Source organism: Lysinibacillus sp. FN11 (assembly GCF_024628845.1).
Lineage (GTDB): Bacteria > Bacillota > Bacilli > Bacillales_A > Planococcaceae > Lysinibacillus > Lysinibacillus capsici.
The window spans coordinates 285,132-298,685 of sequence record NZ_CP102383.1 but is presented as its reverse complement, the minus strand read 5'-3'; the positions used below and the strand labels follow the sequence as shown (position 1 = coordinate 298,685).

General features: G+C 37.0%; 15 protein-coding genes and 1 riboswitch. Of the genes, 7 read left to right on the top strand and 8 right to left on the bottom strand.

Translation table 11 applies throughout. The features are described 5' to 3' along the window. Positions 1 to 25: 25 nt before the first annotated feature. From NP781_RS01335 to NP781_RS01300, 8 genes are all read right to left on the bottom strand, one after another. Positions 26 to 1,006 carry a S66 family peptidase gene (locus tag NP781_RS01335; RefSeq protein WP_257521243.1) on the bottom strand — a complete coding sequence of 327 codons (981 nt, stop codon included), beginning with the start codon at positions 1,004 to 1,006 and terminating at the stop codon, positions 26 to 28. Beyond that, the gene (locus NP781_RS01330; protein WP_257521242.1) at positions 1,003 to 1,518 is read right to left on the bottom strand and encodes a GNAT family N-acetyltransferase; all 516 of its coding nucleotides are present in this window, start codon (positions 1,516 to 1,518) and stop codon (positions 1,003 to 1,005) included. Before NP781_RS01330 ends, NP781_RS01335 begins: the two co-directional genes overlap by 4 nt. Before the next feature lie 18 nt (positions 1,519 to 1,536). Then, complete coding sequence (locus tag NP781_RS01325) at positions 1,537 to 2,502, bottom strand: S66 family peptidase (RefSeq protein ID WP_221679625.1); 966 nt, start codon at positions 2,500 to 2,502, stop codon at positions 1,537 to 1,539. A 16-nt stretch (positions 2,503 to 2,518) separates the two neighbouring features. Beyond that, positions 2,519 to 3,622: a GNAT family N-acetyltransferase gene (locus tag NP781_RS01320; protein WP_257521241.1), complete on the bottom strand. Its 1,104-nt coding sequence runs from the start codon at positions 3,620 to 3,622 to the stop codon at positions 2,519 to 2,521. A 132-nt stretch (positions 3,623 to 3,754) separates the two neighbouring features. Next, entirely contained in the window at positions 3,755 to 4,234 is a 480-nt protein-coding gene (locus tag NP781_RS01315) for a hypothetical protein (RefSeq protein ID WP_257521240.1), read from the bottom strand. Between the two features lie 6 nt (positions 4,235 to 4,240). Then, positions 4,241 to 4,903 (bottom strand): potassium channel family protein, encoded by a 663-nt coding sequence (locus NP781_RS01310; protein ID WP_004224679.1) that lies wholly within the window; start codon positions 4,901 to 4,903, stop codon positions 4,241 to 4,243. 141 nt (positions 4,904 to 5,044) lie between these two features. Beyond that, positions 5,045 to 5,500, bottom strand: coding sequence for a TlpA family protein disulfide reductase (locus NP781_RS01305; protein ID WP_004224678.1), 456 nt, complete (start codon positions 5,498 to 5,500; stop codon positions 5,045 to 5,047). A gap of 147 nt (positions 5,501 to 5,647) precedes the next feature. Beyond that, complete coding sequence (locus NP781_RS01300; protein ID WP_004224676.1) at positions 5,648 to 6,190, bottom strand: peroxiredoxin; 543 nt, start codon at positions 6,188 to 6,190, stop codon at positions 5,648 to 5,650. A gap of 406 nt (positions 6,191 to 6,596) precedes the next feature. Here NP781_RS01300 and NP781_RS01295 point away from each other — a divergent pair, with 406 nt between their 5' ends. The 7 genes from NP781_RS01295 (at position 6,597) to thiW (ending at position 13,460) form a co-directional block, all read left to right on the top strand. Beyond that, positions 6,597 to 7,139, top strand: coding sequence for a helix-turn-helix domain-containing protein (locus NP781_RS01295; protein WP_004224674.1), 543 nt, complete (start codon positions 6,597 to 6,599; stop codon positions 7,137 to 7,139). Between the two features lie 17 nt (positions 7,140 to 7,156). After that, positions 7,157 to 8,263 carry an ABC transporter ATP-binding protein gene (locus NP781_RS01290; RefSeq protein WP_004224673.1) on the top strand — a complete coding sequence of 369 codons (1,107 nt, stop codon included), beginning with the start codon at positions 7,157 to 7,159 and terminating at the stop codon, positions 8,261 to 8,263. After that, positions 8,253 to 9,062 (top strand): ABC transporter permease, encoded by an 810-nt coding sequence (locus NP781_RS01285; RefSeq protein ID WP_257521239.1) that lies wholly within the window; start codon positions 8,253 to 8,255, stop codon positions 9,060 to 9,062. The genes NP781_RS01290 and NP781_RS01285 overlap by 11 nt, the downstream gene beginning before the upstream one ends. After that, positions 9,059 to 9,856, top strand: a complete 798-nt coding sequence (locus tag NP781_RS01280) for an ABC transporter permease (RefSeq protein ID WP_257521238.1) — start codon at positions 9,059 to 9,061, stop codon at positions 9,854 to 9,856. Before NP781_RS01285 ends, NP781_RS01280 begins: the two co-directional genes overlap by 4 nt. After that, positions 9,853 to 10,926: an ABC transporter substrate-binding protein gene (locus NP781_RS01275; protein ID WP_221679615.1), complete on the top strand. Its 1,074-nt coding sequence runs from the start codon at positions 9,853 to 9,855 to the stop codon at positions 10,924 to 10,926. The genes NP781_RS01280 and NP781_RS01275 overlap by 4 nt, the downstream gene beginning before the upstream one ends. Before the next feature lie 569 nt (positions 10,927 to 11,495). Further along, entirely contained in the window at positions 11,496 to 12,692 is a 1,197-nt protein-coding gene (locus NP781_RS01270; RefSeq protein ID WP_221679608.1) for an MFS transporter, read from the top strand. Between the two features lie 66 nt (positions 12,693 to 12,758). After that, positions 12,759 to 12,866, top strand: a riboswitch (TPP riboswitch). A 93-nt stretch (positions 12,867 to 12,959) separates the two neighbouring features. After that, the gene (gene thiW / locus NP781_RS01265) at positions 12,960 to 13,460 is read left to right on the top strand and encodes an energy coupling factor transporter S component ThiW (protein WP_257521237.1); all 501 of its coding nucleotides are present in this window, start codon (positions 12,960 to 12,962) and stop codon (positions 13,458 to 13,460) included. Positions 13,461 to 13,554 lie beyond the last annotated feature (94 nt).

Genomic DNA, 13,554 nt, shown 5'->3' with positions numbered 1-13,554 from the left:
TGCTACGATTTGCAAGGCTTTATCATTACAACCATCTTTCCAAACAGTATATCTTCTTAGCTGTGGCATCTATCCTTACTCGTTTGCCTATCGCAATTGGATGCATAGGATGTGTATGACAAATATCCACCTCTGCTAATATAGGAATCATTATTCCATCCAATTGTTCAAGTAGAATATCATATGGCTGTCGACCCGTTCCTAAATCATCGTAGCATTCATGTTTCCCCAAAATAATCCCACTAACTTTGTCAAAGACACCATGCAATTTTAGCATTGCAAAATTCTTTTCAACAACAGCAGCATTTTTTAAGCAGTCCTCCACTAATAAAATATCACCTTCCACAATTTTAGGGAAATACGGCGTACCAATAAATCCATACATGGCATTGGCATTCCCACCAATTAACCTTCCTTCAGCAACCCCACCCTGAATCGCTAACCATTCATTCTTTTGGAGTTTTTTATCCACTGTCTTCTCAAGCCAATTAACAGGTTCATCCGACCAATAAGAAGGCATTGGAATTTCGTAAGGTAATGCTTGGGGTTTAAAGAAATAATGCTCAAAAAATTTGAAGGTATCATTTACTAATGGTTCAAACTCACCAAAGGATGGTACAAGGGCTGGACCATAAAAAGTTGAGATACCCGTCTTTGCATAAAGTGCCAGTAGAACGGCCGTTGCATCCGAATAACCTACGACCATTTTGGGATGTTGACGAAAAGCCTCATAATCAATATAAGGTAGCATGCTATTGGCATTGGTGCCTCCTATTGTAGACATAATCATATCCACATTTGGATTGCGTAATAACTCATTCAATTCTTCTGCTCTTTCTTTTGGCGAACCTGAACGATAATAATCGGATTTACCAGTTAGAGAACCTGTCACGATTCGAAAATTTTTATTCTCGAGAAATGCTTTAGCACGTTCATATCGTTCCAAAGCCGTCACCGTTGCTGGGGAGGACGGTGAATAAATGCCGATGTTTACTTTTGTAGTCATACGTTAGTTCCTTTCCCAATCAATAGTTTTGACATATAGTATTCATTAATATATTGTCCATCTACATACAGAGAAGCCCGCTTCGTTCCCTCAATATCAAAGCCCATTTTCTTATACAAAGCAACACCAGCCTCATTATTTTCCATGACGGTTAATTCTAGACGATGTACACCATTCTCCATTGCCCAATTTTCTACGTGTTGAAATAAAGCCGTTCCAATTTTTCTTCCTCTATAGTCACTATGTATGCCTATGACAAGATAAGCACGGTGAGCAATTCTTTTCGGCTCATTGCCTTGTACAATTAAGTACGCCACAACCTGCTCATCCATTTCAGCTACGAACAAAGCTGAGTGGTGACTATGATATAGCTTGTCTATATACTCCCCAAATGGCTTAGGTGCTAAATTGCGCTCACCTGGTCCAAATAACATAGAATTTGATGCCTCTGCATTTGTCATAACAGCTATAATTCGTTCACTGTCATGTCGGGTTGCTTCTCGTATGATCATGTTGAACACGCTCTCCTTCTAAAATATAGTCACCTGAATCCTCAATTCTTTTGTATTTATATGGACATTGCCACCGATAGGGAATGTAAAAATCGGCTGTGTATGACCAAAATCCACATCATATAATACAGGGATAGCTTTTAATAGTGGATGCTTGTCTAAAATAAAATGTAATTGTTCTTCTGTCATCGCAGAAGCTCGTTGAAATCGACCTATTGCCAATCCTTTAATTGTAGTCGTTGCTTGCAATAGTGACGTGAGATCACGTGCAAAAATGGCAGGATTCACAAGCTCATCATCCTCTAAAAATAAAATACAATTCGATAAATCAGGCATGTAAGCTGTTCCTTGCAATAAATTTAACGTACATAAATTACCACCATAAAGCTGCCCACTCACTGCGCCTTCCGAATAGACCTTCCAGCTGGCTGCCTCAAAATGACGATTTTCCTGATCAATATACCATGCATCATCACTCCAAATACTAGACGCAACTAGAGAAAATGGATTCTTCTCCATTAAACATTTTTGAAAATAGGAAAGCTGATATTTTTGTGCTTGCACCATACGAAAGCTAGAAAAATGTGGCCCTGAATAAGTGATAAAATCGCATTTTGTAGTAATAGCTGTAGCTAGGGCCGTGATATCACTAAACCCACAAAGTATCTTCGGATTTTCAGCAATCATTTGATAATCTAAATAAGGTAAAACTTCATTACAGTTGTATCCACCAATCACCGTTAGTATCGCCTTCACTTGTGGATCCCGAAAAGCTTCATGTATATCCGCAACACGGTGCATGATGGAGGAAGAGTGCTGCAAATCACATTCAAAAATGTGGGCACCAAATGATACGTGAAACCCTAATCTTTCCAATATGATCTTCGTTTGTTCAACCATCTCTACTTTTAAAACTTGGGCACTTCTACTTGGAGCAATAACACGAATCTCATCACCCAGTGTTAGTTTTGCTGGAATTCTCATACTTTCTTCATCCCTTCTAATAGCTTTGAATTTTAGCTACTAACCTTTCATTCCTAAAATGAAGTGTCTCAGTATCTATGAGTGTGTATTCTTGTAATGTGGGATGATTTTCTATCCAGCGATCAAATGCATACCTTCTCTCCTGATCATTATAATGAGGACAATAGGTACCTGGTAATAGCCCTAAGCCATTCCATTCCTCGAAATCATCATAAGTATTTTCACTAAAGCATTTTTCAAACCAGCACATTGCCCCAGCACTGATGCCAGCTAATATAATCCCTTTTTGATAAGCTTCCTTTAACAATTCATCAAAACCATATTCTCGCCACTTTTCAAGAAGATAACCTGTATTCCCACCACCCACATAGATAATATGCTGCGCTAATAATTTTTCTCGAATGCTTCTATCACGCATATCTTTTTGCAAAATATGGGTTGCTTCACAATGATGGAATGCTGCATAAAACTTCTCGATATACCCTTGTGCATCATTACTTGCTGTGGGAATAAAACAAATTTTAACTCGTTCATTTTTCTGAGTTTGTCGTAAAATGTACTCATCGATAAATGAAGGGGTCTGCTGAGAAAACCCACCGCCTGATAGGGCAATGATTTGTCTTATCGGTTCGTTATTTTTACTTAATTCATAGACAGCTTGTTCCTGCCCAAATCTTTCTAACATCTGTACATTCTTCATTCCTAATTTTTCAAGCAAGCGACATGATGCCTTGTTAGCTGTTTGTGTTTCTGCCACAATAGATTCTATATTCAGATAATTCAAACCATCCTGAATTACCTGCGTTAGCACTTCAAAAGCTAACCCCCTCCCCCAAAACTGAGGTAAAAATTGATAGGAAAGCTCATACAACTCCTTATCATGGTATTCATCGATCGAGACAAGACCTATAAATTCACCTGTCTCCTTTAAAGTAATATATAAATATGTATTAGGAAATGGCGCTTCTAGCATGCCTTTAAAAGATGCTTCTATATAGCTGTTTGATGGAACACCCCCGAGATAAGTTCGAACTTGTTTATTAGAGTAGAGTTTTTGTATATCTGTAAAATGCTCTGGTTGTAATTGTTCGATTATACAATTAGTTGACATGATTTTCATTACATCTAGCCCCCTTCTTTATGTCAAAGTTTAATCTAACTCTCTCAATGAAATCAAATATTTTTCCAATTTTTTCTTAAAAATAGAATAAAAAAGTAGTGACCAGCATGAATTGCTGTATCACTACCTGCATTATTGGTCGTATTGTTCAAGTAATCGTTGCGTGTTGGTTGATTGTTCGAGTACCTTTTTCTCTTTTGCCCAATAAATCAAATATTGTGCATCACCCATACGAAAAACCATTTGCTGCAACTCTTCATCAAGTTCAGAACTAATAGCCACTTTTAATATTTCTACCTCATAAAGAGGCTTATCCTTCATTTTATAAATGATATGATATACAGGCTTTTCTTCAAAAATCGTTCTTTCCTTTTTGGAAAGCTTCCTTACATGACTTAATGGATATTTCTCAATAAAGTCTTGTGCTTCTTCGCCTGTAGCACGAAATAGTGATTGATCTCCTTTGAATAATTCAATGTGGTCAATTTCTGTGGCATGATCTAGAACAAGAGAAATTGCTTCATCTTCACTTTTTTCTCTGTTTTGCATAATAAAAGCACCAACTAATAAAATACCAGCGAATATAACAAGTCTCCATCTGCGTTTCGTCATTTGCTCTTACCCGTTCAAGGCCTTTTTAACAAAGCGATTTATATCAACATCAGCACCTATAACAAGCATAATATCTCCTAATAAAATCTTGTCACTGGCCTGTGGAGATACGATAATATCAGCCCCACGCTTTATTCCTACAATGTTGATGCCATATTTAGCGCGAATATCTAAATCCATAATGGAATAGCCAGCAATCGCATCATTAGCCTTTAATTCCATAATGGAGTGTTCATCTGATAGCTCTAAATAATCTAGAACAGTATTCGACAACATATTATTAGCAATACGAATACCCATATCTCGCTCAGGATGGACGACAAAATCTGCGCCAATTTTACGTAAAACCTTTTCATGGTAATCGTTTTGAGCCTTTACTGTAATTTGCTCAACACCAATTTCCTTCAAAATGATCGTTGTTAATATACTTGCTTGTATATCTTCCCCAATTGCTACAATCACGTGCTCAAAATTACGAATACCTAATGAATTCAACACCGATTCATCGGTTGAATCTGCAATAACAGCTTGTGTAGCAATGGAAGCAAACTCATCTACACGCTCTGAAGAATGATCAATTGCCATTACCTGTGCGCCCTGACTCATTAATTCACGAACAATACTGCCTCCAAAACGTCCAAGCCCTATGACTGCAAACTCTTTTTTCATCATAACAATCCCTCCGAAAACTACTATACCACCATTGTAGCCTATTCTCTGCTATATGTATTGTCAAAACAAGAGCCAATTTGTCAATGGTGGACAACAAAAAAGACGAGGATCTCAATCCCCGTCTTCACCATATCATTATTATTCAGCGTTACGCATCTCATCTAAAACGCGGTTTACACGCTTTTCTAGCATTTTCATACCACTACCACCAGCTTGCATATGACGCAGCTGTCCATCTTTATCGAACACAAAATATGCTGGAACATATTGGTTTTCAAAAGCATCTGTTAGCTTCATTTCACTGTCTACAAAGATTGGTTGCACAATATCATGCTCTGCTGCTACTGCTTTAATTGTATCTAAATCAGTATCTGCCTCAGAACGTGGCATATGTACTGCTACAACGTTTAATTCATCTTTATATTGATCGCGGAAATTGTTCACATCTGGCATTGCTTCTTTACATAAATGACAGCTTACTGACCAGAAGTGGATTAATGTTGGTTTTTTGCCTACTAATTCTGCTTTAGTTACTTCACCATTTAACCAAGTCGTTGCGCCAACTAATTCAGGCATTTGTTCACGAAGTTTCATAAAAATCCTCCTCTAAAAGATCGTTTGTCTTCAAATATTTAGATAACGGGGTAAAAAAACTCTTTCCCAAAACAAAAATTCATTTAAAAGTCCCCACAAGCTTGTCGTGGGGACTTTTAATTTTTCGCATAATCGACTCTATTTAGATTATAGAGTTGCTTGGCCTGGACGCCAGTTAGCTGGGCAAAGACCACCAGTTTGTAGTGCTTGAAGTACACGTAGTGTTTCATCAACATCACGGCCGATGTTGTTATCAAATACTGTTTGGTATTTTAATTCGCCTTCTGGGTTGATGATGAATAAACCACGTAATGCGATACCTTCTTCTTCAATTAATACACCATATTCTTTAGATACTTGATGGTTTGTATCAGCAGCTAATGGGTATTTTAATTCACCAAGACCATTTTGCGTACGGTCTGTGTTAATCCATGCTAAGTGTGTATGGATTGTGTCAGTAGAAACACCGATTACTTCTGCATCTAAGTCTTCGAACTCGTCATAACGATCGCTCATTGCAGTGATTTCAGTTGGACATACAAATGTAAAGTCCATTGGATAGAAGAAAAGAACTGTCCATTTATCTTGTGCTTTAATATCTTCTAATGATACTTTACCAAATGATTTGTCTGAAAGTACTGCTTCCATTGTAAAGTCAGGTGCTTGTTTACCTACCATGCGTTCTGCCATAATAAATCCCTCCAAATAAATATGTAGTTTATATATTCCATTCGCACTAGCGAACTCGTCTTCTACGATAGCAGAGTAACCGCAGTTTTTCAAACAAGTAAACTCCGCCCGTTTGGATGATTGAAATGGATTGACAAAAATTCGTCAAATCCACAACTGGAATTATAGTTATTGTCTATCTACAAGCTATTTTTGACAATAATATTCTACACTATTCAAAATTTTTCTCACTTTCATTTATACCCCATTTTTTAACTTTTTATAGCTATTTTTTTCACGAAAAACGATTGCAAATTTTTTTTTATTATGTATAATTGTAATGGTTTTAGTAAACTAAAAGTTTCGTTAAAGTAAACTTCATATTTCAAAAGTTTATCATTGCTAAACTTCTCTTAGGAGGGAAAAGATGCAAATAGGAGCAAAAATTAAAGCGCTTCGTTTAAAAAAGGGTCTTACCCAAGAGGAACTTGGAGAACGTACAGATTTAAGCAAAGGTTATATTTCCCAATTAGAACGGGATCTAAACTCACCTTCAATTGAAACATTATTTTCAATATTAGAAGTATTAGGGTCAAGACCCAAAGACTTTTTTGATGATGAATCACCTGAACAGAAGGTTGTTTATACAGAGGAAGATCAATCTACCTATACAGATGAAGAAAAAAAATATGAAATTCAATGGCTGATTCCTACTTCGAATGAAAAAGAGATGGAACCCATTTTCTTAACCTTTGCGGCAGATGGCGAGTTCAAACAGTTTGAGCCTTCGCTTTCTGAAACATTTATTTATGTAGTTAAAGGGCGTATTCGTCTCGTTTTAGGGAATGAACAGTATATCGCAAGTGAAGGTAACGCACTTTATTATGACGCGACAGACCATCATCAGATTTTTAATGCACATGATGATGAAACAAAAATTTTACTTGTCGCAACAGATTCTTATTTATAGCTTAAGGAGGCGCATCCATGACAACCAATTCAATTATCCGCTTTGAAAATGTTTCAAAGTCATATAGCGACGGCACCGTCGTTTTAAAAAATATCAATTTGGAGCTTGAAAAAGGGAAATTTTATACACTCCTTGGTCCATCAGGTTGTGGTAAAACAACCATTTTACGAATTATTGCAGGATTTACGGAACCTACAACTGGAAATGTATTTTTCCATGATAAAAAGATTAATGCAGTTCCTGCCAATGAACGTCAAGTTAATACTGTTTTTCAGGATTATGCGCTGTTCCCTCATTTAAATGTGTTTGAAAATGTCGCATTTGGCCTACGTATTAAAAAGCTTCCTGAAAAGGACATAAAAGAGCGTGTAGCTGAAGCCTTAAAGTTTGTCAATTTGGCAGGGTATGGTAACCGCGAAATATCTGAAATGTCTGGTGGACAACGACAACGTGTCGCGATTGCACGTGCCATTGTCAATGACCCTGAAGTAATTTTACTGGATGAACCACTTTCAGCTTTAGACTTAAAGCTACGTACAGAAATGCAATATGAGCTACGTGAATTACAACAACGTCTTGGCAAAACATTTGTCTTTGTTACACATGATCAAGAAGAAGCACTTGCCATGAGTGATGAAATTTTTGTCTTAAGTGAAGGCCAAATTCAGCAATCAGGTACACCAGTGGATATTTATGATGAACCGATTAACCGCTTTGTTGCTGATTTTATTGGTGAATCCAATATTGTACCTGGCGTGATGATTGAGGATTTCAAGGTTGAATTTGCTGGCAATGTTTTTGAATGTGTTGACCAAGGGATGAAGCCAAATGAAAAAATAGATATTGTCATTCGACCAGAAGATTTAGAAATGACAACAATTGATAAAGGCAAACTTGTGGTAAAAGTGGATACACAATTATTCCGAGGGGTACATTATGAATTATCCACATATGATAAAGATGGTAATGAGTGGCTAGTCCATTCATTGAAGAAAGCAGAAGTAGGGACTGAGATTGGCTTAGACTTTGATCCTGAGGCGATTCACGTAATGCGCTTAAACGAAACAGAGGAAGAGTTTGATAAACGATTAGAATCGTATGGAGACGATGAAGATGCAAACTAAAACATCGAAACCAGCGTTATTTCCATATGTGTTATGGATTGCCTTGTTCGTTATCGCGCCAATTGCACTCGTTGTTTATTATTCCCTGCTTGATTTACATGGCAACTTTACGCTCGATAACTACAAAGCGTTCTTTTCTTCGGTTTACTTAAAGATGACTTTGAGCTCGTTTTGGTATGCATTTTTAATTACATTCTTTACACTATTAATTTCATACCCAACTGCTTATTTTTTAACGAAGACAAAGCATAAACAACTTTGGCTTCTACTTATTATTATTCCTTCATGGATTAATCTTTTGTTAAAAACATATGCCTTTATCGGCATCTTTGGGTTATACGGGCCTATTAATGCATTTATCGAAGTATTTGGCTTTGATCCAAAGCAAATGCTCTTTACCGATATTAGCTTTGTCTTTGTGTCGGTCTATATCTTTATTCCATTTATGATTTTACCGATCTTCAATTCTTTAGATCGTTTAAACCCAACACTCATTTATGCAGCACGTGATTTAGGTGCTTCGGCTTTTACAACCTTCCGTCGTGTTGTTTTACCATTGACAATGGATGGCGTTAAATCTGGTATTCAAGTCGTCTTTATCCCTGCCCTATCCCTGTTCATGATTACTCGCTTAATTGCAGGGAACCGTGTCATTACTCTAGGCACAGCGATTGAACAGCAATTCCTTGTGACACAAAATTGGGGTATGGGTTCCACTATTGCTGTATTCTTAATTTTATTCATGGTGATTATCATGCTAATTACGGGACAAAAGGATAAAGGAGGTCGCGTACGATGAACAAACTATCTGCTTCAGCCAAAGTCTATTTAACAATTGTTTTTATCGTTCTCTATGCTCCAATTTTCTATTTAATCTTTTACTCGTTTAATAGTGGCGGCTCCATGAATAATTTTGAATCCTTTACTTTGGAGCATTATCAAGCTGTTTTTGAAGATTCGCGTCTTCTTGTTATATTAATAAATACGGTCATCGTGGCATTACTTTCTGCTCTCATTTCTACTATTATTGGTACGCTAGGAGCAATTGGAATTGTGACGGTAAAGGATTCTAAAATGCGTAATACTTTACTATCCTTAAACAATGTCTTAATCGTCAGCCCAGACGTTATTATCGGGGCTAGTTTCTTAATTTTATTTACAATGGTAGGCATTAAACTGGGCTTTGCATCTGTTTTATTAGCGCATGTCGCATTTAGTGTACCGATTGTTGTATTAATGGTTTTACCAAAGCTACTAGAAATGAATAACTCATTAATCGATGCAGCATTAGATTTAGGAGCAACGAAAAAGGACGTTATGATGCGTGTCATTCTTCCTTATATTCAGCCAGGTATTTTTGCAGGCTTCTTCCTTGCCCTTACGTATTCATTAGATGATTTTGCCGTGACATTCTTTGTAACAGGTAATGGCTTTAGTACTTTATCCGTAGAAATTTATTCAATGGCCCGTGCAGGAATTTCTCTAACGGTGAATGCAATTTCTGGTTTAGTATTCTTTATTACTGTTTTAGTTGTTGTTGGTTATTATTTCATTACTAGTCGTACGAGTAAAAGAATGGAGGGGCAACGATGAAGTCATTAATTCAAGCTACCATCGCCATCCTTGTCGTTTCAGCCCTTTTATTCTACGCGGCTGATGCCTTAAGTGCTGGTGGCGGTAAAAGTGGAAAAGACACGTTAACCATCTTTAACTGGGGAGAATATATTGATCCTGATTTGTTAAAAGAATTTGAAAAAGAAACAGGCATTCATGTTATCTATGAAACATTCGATTCCAATGAAGCTATGATGACAAAGATTCAACAAGGCGGAACAGCTTACGATATTGCTGTCCCTTCTGAATATATGATTGAGAAGATGAAGGAAGAAAAATTATTGATTCCTTTAGATAAGAAGAAAATCCCTAATTTAAAAAATATTGATCCTTACTTTTTAGATTTACCATTCGATGATAACAATAAATATTCTGTCCCTTATTTTTGGGGAACAGTAGGTATTGTCTACAATCCAAGCCTTGTTGGAGACTTAGACTTCTCCTCTTGGGACGATTTATGGGACCCTTCTTTAAAGCGAAAAGTCTTTTTAGTAGATGGTGCGCGTGAAGTCATTGGCATGGGCTTAAACAGTCTTGGCTATTCTCTGAATTCACTAGATGATCAGGAACTTCGTGAAGCTACTGATAAATTAATCACACTCGCACCAAATGTAAAAGCGATCATTGGAGATGAAATTACACCGTTAATGATCAATAATGAGGCAACCGTTGCCCTTACATGGTCTGGCCAAGCAGCTGACATGATGTATGAAAATGAAGAGTTAGACTTTGCTGTACCTGAGGAAGGCTCAAACTTATGGTTTGATAATATGGTCATCCCAAAAACATCGAAAAATATTGATGGTGCCCACGCCTTTATTAACTTCATGCTAAGTGCTGAATCAGGTGCTCAAAATGCCGATTTTGTAGGCTACTCTACTCCTAATATTGCAGCGATGGACTTGATGGACGCAGAAGTTGTTTCTGACGAACGCTACTATCCTTCTGAAGAACAACGCGATACATTAGAGGTCTACAAAAATTTGGGACCTGATTATTTAGGGAAATACAACGAATTATTTTTAGAATTTAAAATGAGTATCCGGTAATTAAACTAGCGAATTGGTTTTCACACCAATTCGCTAGTTTTTTCTCTGCCTATCTAACTTTCTATTAAATATGAACATTTTCAATCGACTGTTTGTATTATTATATTTAGAAAATATTTTATCTAAATTTTAATAGATGCTCACATCATCTGTTATGGAAAAGCTTTACCTATATATTTTTTCATCGAACCTGCATAAATTTATATTTTCTTTATCCATTGTATTAACAATAAATAAGTCATAAGTGTATTTTTTGTATTCCATAATTTTGATGCCACTACTATAACAGTCGCTACAATTTATAGACCATTACAGACAGACTCACAAATTTTTTAATTCTCCTTTTATAAGAGAAATCCATCGATTGTTGTTGCTCGATTCTATAGTGCTTCTCCCTCAATTTTTATGACTAACATGTATTCTTTCATCATCCTTAGGTACGCAGATGAAAACTTTTGTGGAAAACCATTCTAAATATAGAACCAGTACGATAATCTTAACTATTAGCCAAGCAATAATTCTTTATGATAGACTGTACTATATTTGATTACAAAAAGGGGGTTCATTCGATGACCCAGCAAAAGTCCAATAAGGCGGCTTTGTATATTTTAATGTTTAATATGTTTATCGCAATGGGGAGTATTGGCATTATTATTCCTGTCATGCCAGAGTATTTAAAAATATTTGGTGCAGCAGGACAAGTTCTAGGTATGCTAATCGCAACGTTCGCCTTAGCTCAATTCGTATTTTCTCCTATTGCTGGGAATCTTTCAGATCAGTACGGTCGAAAAAATTTAATTATTTTCGGTCTTATCGTAACAGGTCTTGCACAAATCGGATTTGGCCTTGCTACAGATGTATGGATGCTCTTTTTAGCAAGATTTTTAGGTGGTCTAGGTTCCGCATTTGTTGCACCTCCTATTATGGCTTTTGTCGCTGACGTCACAACCTATGAAGAACGCGGGAAAGGTATGGGGATGTTGGGTGCCGCCATGTCTCTTGGCTTTATGATCGGACCTGGTATTGGAGGCTTTTTAGCAAAGGTAAGCTTACATTTCCCATTTTTCACAGCTGGAGCTGCAGCCATTGTAGCATCTATTTTATCTTACTTTTTATTACCTTCTACCAAACCAAACACTGCGCAACAGAAACAAAAGCAAGACAATCTGGCGAAGCAAATGGCTCGTTCCATACATATGCCTTATTTTGTTATGCTCATAATTATGCTGGTGTTCTCGTTTGGAATTGCAAATTTCCAAACGACATTGTCATTATTTGTGACAGAAAAGTTTAATTACACACCTGTAGATATAGCGATTATATTAGTTGTTGGTGGTGCTTTTGGAGTAGTAGTACAAATGTTTATTATTACACCACTGTTCAATCGTTATGGTGAAATGAAAGTAGTACTAGTTAATTTGTTTATTGCATCCGTTGCTATTTTCTTAATATTATTTGTTTCTGGCTTTGCCCTTATATTAGTTGTAGCAACAATTTTCTCTACAGCAACGACATTAATTCGTCCAGCTGTTAATACACTCATCTCAAAACTTGCAGAAAAAGAGCAGGGATTTGCTGCGGGCTTGAATAATGCCTATATGAGCCTTGGGAATATGATTGGACCCGCTTTGGCAGGTTTATTATTTGATTGGAATATGAATAGCCCCTATATTTTTGGTTCTATCATATTATTAGCTTGTTTCTTCCTTGCGCTCATCTGGACAGTGAAAAAAGCACCTCATTTAATGCATCCCGATCCAAAATAGTCTGAAAAATCATTGACTATTTTTAACAGTATGTTACATTATTGTTGATTCACTAAATTGAATAATCTTAACCACTAGGGGAGTCTTTAAAAGGCTGAGACGTATATGGTAATATACGGACCCTTTGAACCTGATCTAGTTCACACTAGCGGAGGGAAGTGGCGCTACTTGCTGTTGTCACTATATACATGCAAGGCCGCTTCCTATTGTTTAAAGGGGTGGCCTTTTTATTTTTCCTCACCAACTTTACCAAAAGGAGTGAACTTTATGTCAATTCGTAAATTAACAGTCATGGCTTTATTAGTAGCCATTGCTGTTGCAGGCTCTACTTTCGTATCCATCCCAACAGGAATCGCACGTGCTTACCCCGTTCAGCATGCTATTAATGTGATAGGAGCGATTATACTTGGACCCGTACCAACAGTTATAGTTGCCTTTGTCACTGCCATCATTCGTATTTTTACTGGAACAGGCTCTCTACTAGCTATCCCTGGTAGTATCATCGGTGCGTTCTGTGCTGCCCTTGCCTATAAATATAGCAATAAGATGTGGTTAGCTGGTATCGGAGAAGTTATCGGAACTGGCATTCTGGCTTCACTTATTGCCGTCCCTTACGCAAAATTATTCATGGGAACATCTGTAGCAGCATTCTTCTTCCTACCAGCCTTTTTAACATCAAGTACAATCGGCGCCATTTTAGGTGTAATGGTTGCGAGTAGCATGCGTAAAACAGAGCTAGTAAAGAGGTTTAATTCTTCTCTTTATTGAGAGGGATTGGAGGGTTTTATCTCTCTTTATGATCGGTGATGACTTTAGTTAGAGCGCTTTTCTTCCCTTTATGAGCGAGAATACCTCTACTTAG